This is a genomic window from Paraburkholderia sp. GAS38, assembly GCF_050434965.1.
GTDB lineage: Bacteria > Pseudomonadota > Gammaproteobacteria > Burkholderiales > Burkholderiaceae > Paraburkholderia > Paraburkholderia phenazinium_A.
Genome location: NZ_JBNDJO010000026.1, coordinates 1 through 15739, shown reverse-complemented (window position 1 = coordinate 15739; position 15739 = coordinate 1). Strand labels below are relative to the sequence as shown.

Annotated in this window: 14 protein-coding genes; 7 read left to right on the top strand and 7 right to left on the bottom strand. The window is 59.1% G+C overall.

All coding sequences use genetic code 11. The features are described 5' to 3' along the window. Positions 1-66: 66 nt before the first annotated feature. Entirely contained in the window at positions 67-648 is a 582-nt protein-coding gene (locus tag P3T42_RS36515) for a DJ-1/PfpI family protein (RefSeq protein ID WP_074298081.1), read from the bottom strand. A 228-nt stretch (positions 649-876) separates the two neighbouring features. Here P3T42_RS36515 and P3T42_RS36510 point away from each other — a divergent pair, with 228 nt between their 5' ends. From P3T42_RS36510 to P3T42_RS36495, 4 genes are all read left to right on the top strand, one after another. Beyond that, positions 877-1338 (top strand): hypothetical protein, encoded by a 462-nt coding sequence (locus P3T42_RS36510; protein WP_074298083.1) that lies wholly within the window; start codon positions 877-879, stop codon positions 1336-1338. Between the two features lie 127 nt (positions 1339-1465). After that, on the top strand, positions 1466-1921 hold the full coding sequence (locus P3T42_RS36505; protein ID WP_074298085.1) for an Rrf2 family transcriptional regulator: 456 nt from the start codon (positions 1466-1468) through the stop codon (positions 1919-1921). Between the two features lie 141 nt (positions 1922-2062). After that, positions 2063-2710, top strand: a complete 648-nt coding sequence (locus tag P3T42_RS36500; protein WP_074298087.1) for an NAD(P)-dependent oxidoreductase — start codon at positions 2063-2065, stop codon at positions 2708-2710. A 106-nt stretch (positions 2711-2816) separates the two neighbouring features. Continuing rightward, positions 2817-5420: a mechanosensitive ion channel family protein gene (locus tag P3T42_RS36495; protein WP_074298089.1), complete on the top strand. Its 2604-nt coding sequence runs from the start codon at positions 2817-2819 to the stop codon at positions 5418-5420. Positions 5421-5451: 31 nt separating this feature from the next. Here P3T42_RS36495 and P3T42_RS36490 read toward each other — a convergent pair whose 3' ends face one another. Next, positions 5452-6138, bottom strand: coding sequence for a cysteine dioxygenase family protein (locus P3T42_RS36490; protein ID WP_083640513.1), 687 nt, complete (start codon positions 6136-6138; stop codon positions 5452-5454). A 130-nt stretch (positions 6139-6268) separates the two neighbouring features. Between P3T42_RS36490 and P3T42_RS36485 the strand changes: the two genes are divergently transcribed. Further along, positions 6269-6736, top strand: a complete 468-nt coding sequence (locus P3T42_RS36485; RefSeq protein ID WP_074298093.1) for an Lrp/AsnC family transcriptional regulator — start codon at positions 6269-6271, stop codon at positions 6734-6736. Positions 6737-6928: 192 nt separating this feature from the next. Here P3T42_RS36485 and P3T42_RS36480 read toward each other — a convergent pair whose 3' ends face one another. Beyond that, positions 6929-7972: a hypothetical protein gene (locus tag P3T42_RS36480; RefSeq protein WP_429308776.1), complete on the bottom strand. Its 1044-nt coding sequence runs from the start codon at positions 7970-7972 to the stop codon at positions 6929-6931. 386 nt (positions 7973-8358) lie between these two features. Between P3T42_RS36480 and P3T42_RS36475 the strand changes: the two genes are divergently transcribed. After that, positions 8359-8817, top strand: coding sequence for a hypothetical protein (locus P3T42_RS36475; protein ID WP_074298097.1), 459 nt, complete (start codon positions 8359-8361; stop codon positions 8815-8817). A gap of 631 nt (positions 8818-9448) precedes the next feature. Here P3T42_RS36475 and P3T42_RS36470 read toward each other — a convergent pair. The 4 genes from P3T42_RS36470 to P3T42_RS36455 all read right to left on the bottom strand — a co-directional run bounded on the left by P3T42_RS36470 (position 9449) and on the right by P3T42_RS36455 (position 14645). After that, on the bottom strand, positions 9449-10759 hold the full coding sequence (locus P3T42_RS36470; protein WP_429308775.1) for a hypothetical protein: 1311 nt from the start codon (positions 10757-10759) through the stop codon (positions 9449-9451). Then, positions 10760-11782 (bottom strand): hypothetical protein, encoded by a 1023-nt coding sequence (locus P3T42_RS36465; RefSeq protein ID WP_429308774.1) that lies wholly within the window; start codon positions 11780-11782, stop codon positions 10760-10762. A gap of 749 nt (positions 11783-12531) precedes the next feature. Beyond that, positions 12532-13722 carry a TIR domain-containing protein gene (locus P3T42_RS36460; protein ID WP_429308773.1) on the bottom strand — a complete coding sequence of 397 codons (1191 nt, stop codon included), beginning with the start codon at positions 13720-13722 and terminating at the stop codon, positions 12532-12534. Between the two features lie 296 nt (positions 13723-14018). Next, a complete protein-coding gene (locus P3T42_RS36455; RefSeq protein ID WP_429308772.1) occupies positions 14019-14645 on the bottom strand; it encodes a tyrosine-type recombinase/integrase in 627 nt (208 codons plus the stop codon). Between the two features lie 365 nt (positions 14646-15010). On the opposite strand from P3T42_RS36455, the gene P3T42_RS36450 reads away from it, so the two are divergent. Then, complete coding sequence (locus tag P3T42_RS36450; protein WP_429308771.1) at positions 15011-15481, top strand: hypothetical protein; 471 nt, start codon at positions 15011-15013, stop codon at positions 15479-15481. Positions 15482-15739 lie beyond the last annotated feature (258 nt).

Sequence of the window (15739 nt, the reverse complement as noted above, 5' to 3'; positions counted from 1 at the left end):
CGGGAAATGCTGCGGAAGGGATGAGGCGTCGGGCGCCTGAGCGGCGACCCGACGTGTGGGGAAATCTCAGAGTTCGATGCGCGTGCCGAGCAGCACGAGGAATTGCCGCAGCCACTCGGGATGGGCCGGCCATGCGGGCGCGGTGACAAAGTTGGCGTCGGTGATGGCCGCGTCGACCGGGATGTCGGCGTACTCGCCGCCCGCGAGCTTCACTTCCGGCGCGCAAGCCGGATAAGCGGAAATGCGCTTGCCGCGGATCACGTCGGCGGCGGCCAGCAGTTGGGCCGCATGGCAGATCGCAGCGATCGGCTTACGCTGTTCCGCGAACTGGCGCACGATGTCGATCACTCTCTGGTTCAGGCGCAGATACTCCGGAGCACGGCCGCCTGCGATCGCCAGCGCATCGTATTGGCCGGGGTCCACGTCGTCGAAGGTGGCGTTCAGGGTGAACTGGTGGCCAGGCTTCTCGGTGTAGGTCTGGTCGCCCTCGAAGTCGTGAATGGCCGTCTTGATGCGCTCGCCGGCCGACTTGCCGGGACACACCGCGTCGACCACATGGCCGATCGCCTGCAGTGCCTGAAACGGCACCATTGTTTCGTAATCCTCGGCGAAATCGCCGGTCAGGAACAGAATCTTCTTTGCTGCCATCGCATGCCTCCAGTTGAACTGCGGAACACATCGAACGTTCAGCGAGTCTACTCCAACGTGTTTGACAGTACAGCGACGAACGGCGCGTCGAGCGCCGGCGTTTGGCCTTGCACGCAGCGTCTCCCGCACGGGCGTCTGCCTGCCCGAAGTGCAGGGTGAGCAGCGCCAGGGCGTATCATGAGTTCGTTGCCGTATAGGGAAGCCGCTTGCTGCGGCTCAGATTCCAAAATGATTTCATTCAACCACCGTCCCCTCGTTCGCCGTGTTGCCTTGGCTGGGGTCCTGCTCGGCGCGCTGGCCGCGTGCCAGAAAAACGACGCCTCCGCGGGCCAGCTGGCCGGCAAGATGGATGACGCTGCGCAACAGGCCGGGCAGTCGCTCAACCAGGCCGCGAGCTATGTCGGCCAGCAGGTCGACGCGGCGAAACAGAACATCGATTCGGCGGCTTCCGCGCCGACCATCACCATCGATCCGTCGGCGCTCGCCTCCAGCGCGCAAGCCAATCTGCAGAGCGCGGCGAGCGAGAGCAGCGCGGAGCTCAACAAGGCGGCGTCGCTGACCGGCGCAGGCCTGCAAAACGCGGGACGCAAGCTGCAGCAGTGGTCCGATACCACGGCGGCTTCGTCGGCATCCGCTGCGTCGAGCGATAGCGACAGCAGCAGCGACGCACAAAAGCAGATGGACAAATGACGCCGCAGGTTCGAGCGGTGGATGTGCATGCGAGGCACGGCGGAGCCGCGGTTGGCTGCGCCGGTTTGACAGCGCGGTTAAATGTAATTACTATGGTTACACATTGTCGTCGCCGGACAGGTGCGTTTTGAATACGAGTAGCCGGTTTGCCTTTGCGGTCCACGTGCTGGCGTTGTTGTCGCTGCAGGATGGCCTGCCGCTTTCGTCGGACATGATTGCAGGCAGCGTGAACACAAATCCCGCGCTGATCCGCCGTCTGCTGACGATGCTCGCGGACGCCGGACTCACTACGTCGCAACTCGGCGCGGGCGGCGGCGCGCTGCTGGCGCGGCCGCCCGACGAGATCACGCTGCTGGAGGTGTACCGCGCCGTCGACGATGCGCAACTGTTCGCGCTGCATCGCGAGGAACCGAATCCGGCTTGCATGGTGGGGCGCAATATCCAGGTCGTGCTGCGCGGCATCATCGATGAGGCGCAGCAGGCCATGGAGGCGTCGCTCGCAGGCCGTACGCTGGCGGATGCCACCGCTGACCTGGTCAAGGCCGAGCGCCAGCGCGAACGCAAGCGGCGGCCGGCGGGATAGGGCGGCGCTGTGCGGCGGCTGGAGGTTCAAGCAGGACAGGCAGGGACGTGCAGATACAAGCGGGGGGCCAAGCCCCTCTTTTTTCGGCGTTATATGTAATCAACGTGGTTACATATAAGCCAATCACAGGAGCATACAGAAATGAGCAAGGCATTGAAGATCGCATTGTTTGGCGCAACGGGCGTAATCGGTTCGCGGATTGCGGCGGAAGCGGCGCGTCGCGGCCATCAGGTGACGGCACTGGCGCGTAATCCCGCGCGCGTGCCGACGGACGTCGCCAACCTCAAGGCAGCGCAGGCCGATCTGCTCGACGCCGCCAGCGTCGCCGCAGCGGTGCGCGGCCATGACGTGGTGGCGAGCGCCTATGCGCCGCCGCGCGACGACGCGGCTGTCGTCGTGACCGCGACCCGCGCGCTGGTGGAGGGTGTGCGTGCGGCGGGCCTGAAGCGTCTCGTGGTGGTGGGTGGGGCGGGCTCGCTGGAAGTGGCACCCGGCAAGCAACTGGTCGACACGGAAGGCTTTCCGGACGCCTATAAGCCGGTGGCGCTGGCCCACCGCGACGCGCTGACGTTTTACCGCACGCTAAACGATCTCGACTGGACGTTTTTCGCCCCTGCGGCGCTGATCGCCCCCGGCGAGCGGACCGGCGTCTTCCGCACGGGCAGCGACACGCTGCTGGCGGACGCCAGCGGCAATAGCCGCATTTCGGCTGAAGACTACGCGATCGCGTTTGTCGACGAGCTGGAGCAGGGCCGTTTCATCCGCAAGATCGCGACGGTCGCTTACTGATCCCAGCCGGCCGCGCAAGCGTCCTAACATTCCGTTACGCATACACCTGCGCGGCCTGTGGCAAGTGCGGCTACACTTGGCGTCTCCCGTTTTGTCACGGATTGCCATGAAGTCATGCCAAAAACGGTGTGAGTCCGGGGCTGCGCCGTTCACCGGCGGGCAACGGGCGTTTCGCACTGCCTTTTATTTTTTCCGTCATCTGTCTTCCGACCCCCGGCGCAGCCGTGCCGCGGGCCTGCGGCCGTCGGCGCAGGCTGCGCCGCTGTGTGCGTGGCTGATCGTGGTGGCCGTGCTGGCGTGCCTTTTCGCGGCGCCGAAGCCCGCCCACGCGGCCGGCGCGACGCCGGTGATTCCGGCATTGCAGAGCCTGATCAACAGCGCGACGGCAACGCCCGCGTCCGATGCCGCCTCGGCGGCCGAAGCGGCCTCCGCGCCGTCGCCGGCGAGCCAGGCCGAGCTTGCGCGCTCGCTCGACAGTGTGATCTCGACGCTCGACAACGATCGCCAGCGCACGGCGCTCGTCGCCCAGCTCAAGAAGCTGCGCGACGTCAGCCGCACGGTCGCGCCGGCGCCGCCTGCGCAGCCGAGTCCCGGTTTGCTGGGTGCGATCGCGTCGGGAATCGCTTCGTTCGAGTCCGGCGTGCATCAGGGTCGCACGCCGCTGCGTTATTGGGCCGGGCGTTTCAACGCGGCCGGCAACGAGTTGTTCACCATCGTCACGAGCCAGGGGCCGCAGAGTTTCGGCAAGATCCTGCTCGACATGGTGGCGATGCTGGCCGGCTGGGGCGCATGCGCATGGGTCTTGATCTATGTGCAGCGCCGGCTGCACGAACGCTACCACGTGGTGTTCGAACTCAAGCCGAATCCGACGAGCGGTGAGCTGCTGATCTTCGCGCTGCGGCGGGCCAGTCCATGGATCGTCGCGTTTCTGGCCGCGCTGGTATTCGCGCGGGCCATGCCCGATGCGCTCGGCCGCACGCTGGGGATGGTGGTCGCCTATGCGATCGTCGCCGGCGCGGTGTTTTCCGCGATCTGTCTCATCATGTTTTCGCTGTTCGGCTCGGGGCATCGGCGCGTCGCGGTGCGCGTGCTGCTCGAACATGCGCGCCGGCTGCTGTTTGCGATCGGCGTGTGCGCCGCGTTGGGCGATGCGGCGGTGAACTACGATGTCGCGCATCAGCTCGGGCCGAATCTGGCCGAACTGGTGTCGACGGCGGCGAATATGGTTGCCGCCGTCCTGACCGCGTATTTCGCGCTGGCGTTTCGCCGGCCCGTGGCGCACCTGATCCGCAACCGGACCTACGACGCGCGCCACGACCATAAGGCCGCAACCGATGCCTTCGACGTGCTCGCCTCGCTCTGGCATGTGCCGGTGCTGCTGCTGGCCAGCGCCTCGGTGATTGCCACGATCGGCGGTTCGGGTTCGAACGAGAACGTGCTGCAGATCTCCGTGGTGACCGCGCTGTTTCTGGTGCTGGCGTTCTTCCTGTCGGCCATCGTGTTGCGCGTGACGCGGCCGCGCGATATCCGCAGGCATCGCCGCTCGCCTTACCTGCGCAGACTGCTGCAATTCGTGGGGACGCTGGCGACGCTGTTCATCTGGCTGGCGTTTTTCGAACTGGCGGCGCGGCTGTGGGGCGTGTCGCTTGCGAGCGTGATCGAGGAGAACGTCGCGGCGCGCGGGATCGCCCATGCGGTCATGGCGATTCTTGCCACCTGGTTCATTGCCTGGCTGCTGTGGATTCTGATCGACACTGCGATCAGGGAAGCGCTCACGCCGAGCGGTTCACGCAGCAAATCGCGTAACGCCAGCACGCGCGCGCGCACCATGTTGCCGCTCGTGCGCAATGCGCTGTTCGTGACGCTGGTGACGGTTGCGGGCATCGTGACCGCGGCGAACCTCGGCATCAACGTGACGCCGCTGCTGGCGGGCGCGGGTGTGATCGGTCTTGCGATCGGCTTCGGCGCGCAGTCGCTCGTCACCGACCTGATCACGGGCCTGTTCATCATCATCGAGGACACCATCTCGGTGGGCGACTGGATCGACGTCGACGGCGGCCATGCGGGCACGGTCGAGCATCTGTCGATTCGCACGGTGCGGCTGCGCGACGGCCAGGGCGCGATCCACGCCATTCCGTTTTCGCAGATCAAGATCGTGAAAAACCTGTCGCGCGATTTTGCCTACGCGGTGTTCGAAGTGCGTATGGGCTTTTCCGCCGACGTCGATCAGGTCACCCAACTGATTCGCGAGGTAGGTGCGGATCTGATGGCCGACTTCCGCTACCGGCGCGAAATGCTGGGCCCGATCGAAGTGTGGGGACTCGACCGCTTCGATCCAAACTGGATGGTCGTGAAAGGGCAGATCAAGACGCGGCCGCTGCAGCAATGGAGCGTGGCGCGTGCGTTTAACCTGCGTCTGAAGCGCAAGATGGACGAAGCCGGTATCGAGATTCCGGTGCCGCAAATGCGCATCTACACCTCGTCGAAGGATAGCGAGGGGCAGCCGCTGCCGGACGATGAATTGCCGATGCATGCGCGTGTCTCGGAGCATGGCGACGTGCCGCATGGCGGGGCTGGCGGCGCTCGCACAGGCGGTTTGGCAATGGCGGCCCGCGACGTTTCTCACGAGCCGCGGCCGGCGCCGCCCTCGACGGGTCCCGCGCCGGTCGCGCCGCAGATTCCTACTGCCGGTGAGGCGGGGAAAAGCTAGGCGCGCAAAAACCAGGCACGCCTCTACGGTCTCAGGCGACGGCCGGTTCCGCGAGGGCCGGTGCGCGATCGACGACGCCGAGCAGGTCGTTCACGTGCGTGGCGATCTGCGAACCTTCGACGCCGTAAATATGGAGCGAGACGGCCGGTGCGTCGCTCGCGTTGCCGAGCCGATGGATGCCGCGACGCCCGGCGCGCACGAACGACACGGCGCCGCTCGCGCGCGGATGCGAGCGTGTCTCGGTCGCAAGCTGCTGCGCCTCGTTCCAGTCATACACCGTTTCCGACAAGGTGCCGTCCAGCACCACGTAGCCGCACCACGTCTGATGGGCGTGTACCGGGCTCGCTTGACCCGGCATCCAGACCAGCGCGGCGATGGCATAGCGGCCGTGCGGATCGGCGGCCAGCAGGTGGCGACGGTACGAGTCTGTTGAGCCCTCGCGTTGCGCCGGTGCGAGGAGCGCCGGATCGGCGGCCGCTGTGGCGAGCGCCGTCCTGATGGCGAGTGCGAAGGCTGCATGTTGCGATGGGTCGACGGTGTCCGCGAATTGGTCGAAGGCGGCGTCCAGCGCGTCGCACAGGCGTGCGATCGGCTGGCTCGCGCACTTTGGCGCGGCCGCTGACGCAGGCGAGGTGTGCACGGCTTCATTTCCGTGCAGCACGGAAGCGTGTGGGGGCGTGGAGCGGTCGGCAGCAGGCTGGGAAATATCGTGGCTCATGAGGGCGGCGCAGGCGCTGGGATTCGGTTATCGGACAGGAATATTTATACCGGTTTGCGTGGAGAAAGAGTTTTCATATAATTCCCCTTGATTGGGCAAAAGTAGAATAATTTTCTGTCTGGGGGTGGATATGGGAATGGATATCATCGACCGCAAGCTGCTGGAACTGCTTCAGGAAGACGCGACCATGCCGATCGCCGAACTCGCGCAGCGGGTCAACCTGTCGCAGACGCCATGCTGGAAGCGCCTGCAGCGGCTCAAGGAAACTGGGGTAATCCGCGCTCAGGTGGCGCTATGCGACCCGCGCAAGCTCGGCGTGGGCACGACGGTGTTCGTCGCGGTGCGGACCAATCAGCATACGGAGGCGTGGGCGGCTACGTTTACGCGTGCCGTGCAGGATATTCCGGAGGTGGTGGAGGTGTATCGGATGAGTGGCGAGACGGATTACCTGCTGCGGGTGGTGGTCTCGGATATCGATGACTACGATCGGGTCTATAAGTTGTTGATCGCTGCCGTGCCGTTGTATGACGTGAGCTCGAGTTTTGCAATGGAGCAGATCAAGTATTCGACGGCGTTGCCGGTGCGGTATCAGCGGTAGTTTATTGTTGTATGGGCTTCCGCTGAATCGGCATGCGACCTGCAGAAGTCGACCCACAAGGGTTCCTCAGCTTTCTCGATAACGGGCGTCGCTAATGGGGCGCCTGTCGAAAACACCCTGTTGTAGTCTCAGTGCGTCATGCGCAACCTGCACCGACAGGTAGCGCTAGCGACCAGGGCGCGGTACGAACAATCAAAGCGCGTTGTCATAAACTGCGGGTACATGGTTCGCTTTCAGCTTTTCATAGTGCGTGGTGACAAAATCCGTGAAATAGATGGCACTGTAAATCACTGAAATGGTTTGCCTCGTCATAGTGCTCTTTATATCGTCGATCAGACTCAGTGCATCCTCGATTCTATTGGATATCTTTTTCATTTCCTTGACGATCATTTCACGATATTTTTCAATGTTTATTTCATTTGCCAGGCGTTTATTTTCCTCGGCTGACTTTTTTTGACTCTCATAATCAGAAAGCATCTCCAGCATGATGCACAGATCCTTTGTCCCCTCAACATCCTCTAACTCTTTGCTTGCCTCAAGGAGTTTTTGTGCCCTGTATTCAGAAACAGCAGTCTCCGAGATGGGTTGCCTTAGTTTTTCCAATTCAAGCTGGAGTTGAGTGATTTCTTGCTCGTTCTGCAAAATGGCCTGTTGTTCTTGCTCACCCAGTAAACACGAAAACTGCACGCTGTCCGTCTTGGTGGGCTGAGGCATCTCAATCGAGATAAAAGGATCTGTTACAAAGCCGACCTTTGCGTCGACGGCGAGCACGCCCAGATCGCGGAAATGCTTGACGACATGAAAAATGTTGAGAACGCCTGGGCGAAAATGCCCGCTGTGCGCGTGTATCAGTTTGACCTTGCCGCCGACGATCATGATTTCACCTGCGCCTTTGGCGAACTTCCCGACAAACGATGAGTGTGCGACCAGATCGGTCTTGTTCAAGTGGTTGAATAGATAAATCTTGCTTTGCACGGAGATCACAAACGCGGCAATGGCCACCTTGTCGTGTGCACTAAATGTGGTTGTCGATTCCAGAATTTTTCCACCGATAGAAGATTTTATCTGGCCACTGTCGATGACATATTCACACTGCAGCAAATCCATCGCTGCGAACCTTTTTGTGCCCTGTGCGATGTCGGAGCGCAGGTTGCCACGAGTAATGGCCAGCAGTTGCCCATCTTCGATCGGCCCTTTAAGAGCGCGCGCTGCCTTGATAAAAAACTCCTTGCCCATCGCTTGCCTCGCTGATATGCGTTCATGGTAACAAATGTAACCCACCGGTTTTAATGCAAGTGATCGAGCGCGCTCTCATCCGCTTACAACCCGATAATGAAATCGCTCTCGCTAAGGTCTTCCGTCTTATCCAGTTTGCATGGCAGCGGGATGGCGGGGCGACAATCGGATCGATCGTGGGCACGACGCACGATGGCTTCTGATACACACTGCCGTAGTCAGCGTTGTGATACCTGATCAAACCCAATGCATTGTAGGAGGTATTATTTGTCTTTGGTTGCAATCTCACCCGACGGTCCAGTACGAGATGAGCGTTATCGGCTACGAGTTTTGAAAAGCGCCCCGCATCCTGCTTGAACCATTCCAATTTCAAAAGAGCCGGACTTATGCAAGTACGAAAGCGATGGCTTTCCCGCGCGGGCATGGCTGCCCTGGTGCTGACGCTGACGGGGTGCGGCTGCTGGCCGCTTGAGGAGACTTCGCGTTACGAATCCGAGTGGAAGTCCCAGACCGTCGCGGCGGTGTTCAAGGATGCGGACCGGGAAGCCAACGCGTGCGTCGACGTCCTTTACACGCAACATCTGAAGGACGCCGTTTCGGCTTGCAAAAGCGGAGAGTATGAAAAAATTCGCAACCGCATCACCGGGGAGCCCGTCAAGATCGGACTCGCGAAGGCGTCCTGCGCTGAGGCGCAAGACGAACTGGATCATGGAATTTCCCCCAAAATCGACCAACGGATTTTTAATCTGAATCCGTTCCCGGACGAGATCTCTTCATGCATGACCCAGAAGGGATTCAAACTCGAACAGGTCGAGAAAAAGCAGTGCTACGTCAAAATAATGTGACCTGTCGACAGGTCTGTCGTGTCAGCGCGCCACGCGTTTCGAGCGCGTCGCACGTGTCGATTCGGTTGGCGTTTTCAGGGTGACACTGGTTCGACAGCGGATGGAGAAGGGCGGGCGAGTGCGTCTGGATGCGCCTCGCGGAATCGGCGCGGAATCGGCAGAAGTCGACCCAAATCGGCCCGTCGATGCGCTCTACCCGCAAGCGGCGACCTCTGACCGGGTGCTGCCTCATGCAAGTAGCATGATGACTTTCATCCTCACACGGTTGCGATCGGCAGCACGCGACCCGTTGCAGACACCTGAGCGCGAAATCAGATCTGACCGGTTCGGAACTGAGATGAGACGCACACGCAAAGTGGAGCGAGTTCCGCCTACAAGGGCGCGGGGGGCGCGAAGGCTCACGAATGCCGCCTAGAACTCCGCTTGCCTGAATAGCGCCGCAGTATCCATCCAATGGGATGCCGGAGCGTACCAACTGAGAGGAGGTCGCACATGCATTTCCCTCAGCAGAGGCACTGTAGCGTTACTTCAGCCCTGACTGCTGCGATCGCTTAGGAGCCCCGGAAGAGAAAAGACGGATGGCGCACGATGCGTTTGCCTTCCGGCCGTGCTTTTAGCCTTGAATTTAACGCTACTGGCTCGCTGGGACGGCGGGCTTTGCGTTCACGGTAGCGGGGTACGCGGCAATCCTGCCCGCACGATAGTTTAGCGCCGCCCTGACGGCGAGTTGCTCGTTCTGGGTCAGCGTGATGGCGTTTCGAACCTTTTGAACCACGCGTGGACTAGCACGTTTCTTCAACTCCACGAAAGCACCTTCGGCGCTGGGGGCCACACGTGGGTCACGAAGCAGCGACGCCACTTGGGGTGCTTCGATGTCCAGCTTGGAAAGAGTTTCCGCGCCTTGCACCGCGAACGTCGTCGCTGCGGCCAGCGTCGGCGCGCTTTGCTTCCCATAAACGTCCGCGAAGCCCTGACGATCGTAAACGGTGAGACTGTTAGTCAACGTCTTCGTGTAACAAACGTCGTTCTCGCCATCAAGGAAAACAGCAGACGACTCAAAATCGTATCCCATGATCGAGTGCACGTTGATTGCGGTCTGAATGAGCTTTCCAGCGGCCCCATTGGGAGCAGGATATGCATTGGCGAAGTTAGAGATGTACGCAACTTGCGCTTGGGCATCCGGTACCGAGCTAAAGTAAGCCGGGACCAAGGCAGCGTAGTTCCATTTACATTGCATTCGCTGCATCTCGTGAAGAAATCCAAGAGCGTGCCCGAACTCGTGCAATATGAAATACCGGCGACGCGATTGGTCCGTGAAGTCAACATTAAATGGATGAAAACTCAAAACCATGCTGTATGGCTGCGTGAATCCTTGGGTGCCGGACTGGTTTCCGATATTTTCCCATGCTGAATTATTTCCCACCAAGGATCCGTATGTCGTCGGCGTCACCGTGTAATCCACCCAAACACGGATTTGATACAATGTTTCAGCTCCGGGTTGATCTGGACACCGGTAGGGATTGCCGGCAGGACCGAAATCAATACTAAGGTCGGTATTCTGCAGCCATTCGGGCGCAATTTGAATCACCGCGTTCGCGATCTGTTTGCCAAAATCCGTGTCGATTCCCCAGGGTTGACCAACAGCACTGCCTTGAGGCGTGTAGTTGCCAGACGGTCCGAAGCAGACCTTCAGGACGTGGGGCTGGCCCTGTGGGAAGGTCCAGATCAGATTCGAAAGCGTCACGGCCTGCAAATACGGCACACGTTCCGGCGAAACGCCGTACTTGCCAGCCGCGGCCGACAAGGTAGCGACCATGCCCTCAGCGACCGAATCGTGCGACGGGCCAAGAGTGGATGCCATCTCGCCAAATGAGTGTGCATCTGCAATTGACCCGAGCATGCAGGTGAGAATCAGAGCGCCGAAGCGGATGGAGATCTCCATTTACTTCCCCGCAGTCTTCACAACGTTGGCGCTTCCACCTTTTACCTGCGTGTAAATCGCCGCGGCCTCCTTAATCACCGCTGCGGCATCCGAGGCGCCTTGAGCCGCTTTCGATTGAACGTCAGCGCTATCGCTTACATCTGCACCGCACGTCTGATGTGCGGTGATCGTGCCTTTGGTGGGTAGCGGAATCAAATATAGATCGTCGTTGTCCGCAGTGGTTAAACTGAGGCTCGTGATTGGGATTGCAGTTTTGGAATTCACCGCAGGCGCCGCTGCGGCTGGTGCCGCAGCGAGCGCGATGGGTATCACCGCCGCGGCTATCGTTGATACCGAGGTGACTTCCGACTGTATGTTGTCCGTCGTCCCTGAACCCACCGTCTTTGGGATCATGCTGTCGCCAAAATAGGTGAGCTTGGTCGTTGTCGTGGAGATGAGGTTATCCCTTGGCACCGCCTTGTACAGGGGGAGATCGCCCACATTTCCCGTACCCGTGGCTATAGCAAGCTCGGTAGGGACAACGGTCACGACACCACCGAATGTGGTTCCCGGTGCTCCATAAATCGTCAGCACAACGGTATCGCAAGAAGGAAATGGAAAGCCGGAGCTATCAGCGCCAAGGCTAGTGAAATCCGCGCGACTGATGGTTCCGGTTTTGTCATGCGACACCGAGAGCGTGTACATCAAGTTGGGATTATTCGGCAGCGCGGTCCGGTCGGCCACGGGTACGACATCAAGCGCAGTGGGTTGAACGGTCGCCACCGGTACTTTCGGATCCGGGGCAATCTCGATGATTGAACGCGGGACGCGAAAGAGTGTAGGCGCGGAGGCTCCGTCATTCTTCGTCAGAGGACCGCTCATCGTATCGTATTCGACCGCCGGCGTCGTGCAGGCGCTAAGGCAGGCGACCGCTGCTAACAGCGTGAACTTCAAATTCATTTTTATTCTCCCGGATGTTTCTTTCTGTTTCGGTCGCAGGGATCTAGAGAAGTGGTAGCCGAAGAAGCCAAATTCTTCAAACATTTAAGAGCAGAATTAGTGTAAATCCTGATGCGACTCTTCTGGGACCGGGAATGTGTGGACAGGGATATTCTTAAATCGAAACTCGACGCACTCCCGAGATCATGAGCTCGATCAGCTCTCGTCGGCTTTCAATTGGATTAAGGAATGTGGGCTTGCGAACGTTTGTAAACCCATTGAAATATCTCTAGGAAACCCGAAAGCGACAGGAAGTCACTTTCCGAATAGGACGAAAAGCGGCACGAGGCGCCAGATGAATGCCGGCGCGTCGACGCCGCAAATGACACTTTGCCCTCTTGAACTGCGAGCCTTCGCACTAACGCATGCCAGAAAAGCTGTCTTCGAATAGCGCTTCCTGCTGCGTCGACAGGGCGCTGCCTTTGTGTCCGTTGAGCGGTGAAAAGGAGGCGTTCGAACGGGCGACATGCGACGCCGCCAATGTCTCAAAGTGGCCGAATTTCGTCTTATGCAAATAGCATCAATCCGCGTGTCACCTGTCAGCATGGGACAGCACGCGACCCATTGCGGCCGGTCGTGCCGTCGCGGTTACAACGGCAGGTAGCAGGGCGTAACGGACATAGTGCGTTTCTCTACGGACTGATCTTGCCCATTGCCGACATTGGACAGCACAAGGACGACGGCCACTACTTGCGGCACCAGCGCAACAATGCACGTTCGGATTCATGTTGATAGCGTAGTTCCCTGAACTAAAGCAACCCAACAAGAGTACGATAATCCGAACGCAACCCTAACTACTCCGCCGTGGGCATCGGCGTGTTCTTCATCTCGTTGATCGCCTTCATGAGCTTGATGGTTGTCCCGCCATCGAGCGCGTCACCTTGGTAGCGCACTTCATAAAGGCCCTGAAGGTTGCTCGGCAGTTTGACTCCGTCCTTTACCAGCAAGATGAAGCGACGACCATACAGCGCCATCGCAGCGCCGATCTCGATCAGCACATTTGAGTTGACCGTCGTGACTTCGCCACCGGCTGGGTCCATAAGCTTCTGTTCACCGTCTACATGAATGATTGCAGCAGCACAGCCGCGCATGTCGTTCATTACCTTGTCTGGAACGGGTTGAGCAACGGACTGCTTCTCGACAGACACAACAGGGATCAGTTCACCAAACGCCAGAAGCTCTTTGATCGGGTCAATGAAGGTGGTGTTCTTACCATGCGTGATGAACACCTTACGCATCCGACCGTCCGTTGCGGCCGAAGATGCCTGCGGGCCGGGAACAGCGATGGCGGCTTCGCCGGAAATTGGTTCTGGGATCGTCGCAGCGCGCGCGGCGGGCGTGGTAGCAGGAGTTTCTTCATCTGCTGGAGGTGCTTCGTCTAAGCCAGCGGGACGAGTGCCCACCAGGTCCGCGTACTTCCTGTCCTTAATCGTGCGAATGAAACCCACGCTGTCAGCGGTCGCCATGATCATGTCGAGGACTTGCTTGGTGCGGTCTTCAGGCACTTTCATTTGTTCAAGGACATGCTCGGCGATCTTGTCGCGCGGCAACTGTGAGCCGGAATACTTCGACAGGAACTCGCGAATAATTCGTGGCTTCAAAACAGCTTCGCGCTTGGCAACCAGGTCGTCGCCCTCTTCCGTGGGTTTGCAGATGCGGCGTGCTAGGTCTGTGACGGACACGGAGGCGGCGTTGTAGCCGCCTGTTGTTAGGCCATACGCAATTGAGGCACCGCAAAGCATGCGGAACTTGGTGTTCGTGGTCTGCATTTCGAGACCAGCAGCAACGTCAAGGGGAGTGGAGGGGCCACCGCCGTATTCGGCGAAGATGACCTCGGCAACGACAAGCGCCTCATCGATGCTGAACGCCGGAATGTCTTCCTGCGACATGTATGAACGCGTCTTTTCAGAAGCCTTTGCGGCTTCAGGGGCCGATTTCTTTGCCGCCGACTTCTTTGCAGCTACTTTCTTGATCGCTGTTGGCACGATCTCCCTCCTCGTTTTATGGTGGACTAATATTAACAAGAGTTCTCTGAGGAGCCGGCGATAAGTAGCTAAACGATGAAGCTTTGGAATTGTGGCGAATTCAGTGAGGTCGCCGTGGTTTTGTTAGAGCGATCTCAGCGGGAAGCCGCATGCGAACACGCGACACGACGTGGGTGGATTGAACGGCCGTCTGCGCGGTGGAACGCCGGTTCGAGCGATCGAGCAACGCATCGGCGGAGGTCCGTTGCTGGCCGGACAGCGACCAACGGTCGATCGCCGTCCGGAGGAACCTCGGCTTAGACTTCAATCTGCTCCGCCATCTCAAGAGCATCGTCGACCTCGATGCCAAGGTATCGTACTGTGCTCTCAAGCTTGGTATGGCCTAGGAGCAATTGAACTGCGCGGAGGTTCTTCGTGCGACGATAAATCAGCGACGCCTTCGTACGGCGCATCGTGTGTGTGCCGTATGCGGTGTCGTCCAGTCCAATCGATGCGATCCATCGATGCACTACGCGCGAATACTGACGCGTAGAGATATGCGGCGATTCGTGGAGCCGGCTCGGAAACAAGAAGTCGGGCGGCGTCAGCATTGCCGCCTTAATCCATGTCCCGATACTGTCGCGGGTCTGCTCTGTGATCTCGAACTGAACCGGCCGTTGAGTTTTCTGCTGCATGATCGTCGTTCGGCTGGCGACAGCGTACCCGTGGCAAACGTCGCAAACCCGCAGCTTCGTCAGATCGCACGCGCGCAGTTTGCTGTCGATTGCCAGATTGAACATCGCGAGATCGCGAACTCGCGCAGAAAGTTGGAGGCGGATCCGAATGGCCCAGATTTCCCCGAGCTTCAGCGGAGGCTTCTGCCCCGTCAGCTTGCCCTTGTTCCACGGTATCCTCGCGGCGATTCCTTCGTCAATCGCTTTCATGACGTTCTCCTTTCAAGTGAAGGGAGAACTAGTCTGAGCCACCTGTCCGCGGGCGCTGTCCGACCCGTTGCCGTCATTCGACTTATTAAAGCTCGACGGCTGCTTACTGGATATCAACGGCCAGGGCTGCTAGTCTTGACCGAGAGGTGGCTGAGCACCCGGGCCACACCAGTCACGCGTCGTCAAATTGATCTAAATGTCGTTGCATTGGATTAGGTAGCGCTTGACCAGACACTTTTGATCGAGTTGAAATCACGTTCTGTCACCATCTTCGCCAATAGGTTATTCTTTGCTCGCACTGATGCGGTGGATCCAACCGCTTCAGCGGAGACCAAGCGATAAAAATTTTCTAGCTAGAGGATGAGATGCAGGAAAGTCCGATTTCTCGCATTAAATGTGCAATGATCGTGTATGAGTTAGAACGTGCATTGGGGCGGTTCTGCCGCGAACGAGGTGATGGTCTCCACACATCTCCAACTGCTAAAAATATAATTAGCAGAAGCCCTGAAGAGTTCCCCGCTGAGACGGGCAATATCACGCAATTCATCGTTGAAAATTCCTATCTAGGAGAGGTTCTCGCACTGGCACAGGCTGCCGCACGTGGAACCTCTTCCGCAAGCCGACTTGCCGAACTGGAGCGCCTATTGAGTGCTGTGGGAGTTTTTGATATTCGAAACGCCATCAGCCATCCAAATCGGCCATTTCCTGAGTTTTACTGGTATCGCTGCGCCGCGGTTGCATCTGATCCGTCGATCGATGCGCTTGGTTTTTTTGAAGTATCACTTGCATTTCAAAATGCAATAGATGGCAAACTTGCTGAGCCGCCAGAAAATTGAATGCACAAGAAACGATGGTCGTTGCCAACATCGCTCCCTGAGGAATTCGAACACTCTGTGACCGGACTATTTGGGCGCTACAAGGATAGTGCGCGATTAGAAAAAGAGATAAAAAATCCGCGTTCACCGCTAATATCGATCGTGGCCAAAGGAGGAGTTGGCAAGACGCATTCCATTACACACAAGTCTGTTGCTCGACCTCGCGCATGTACCTGATGCCGGCAACGAAGTCCACTATTCGCTGCATGCCTAGCCAGA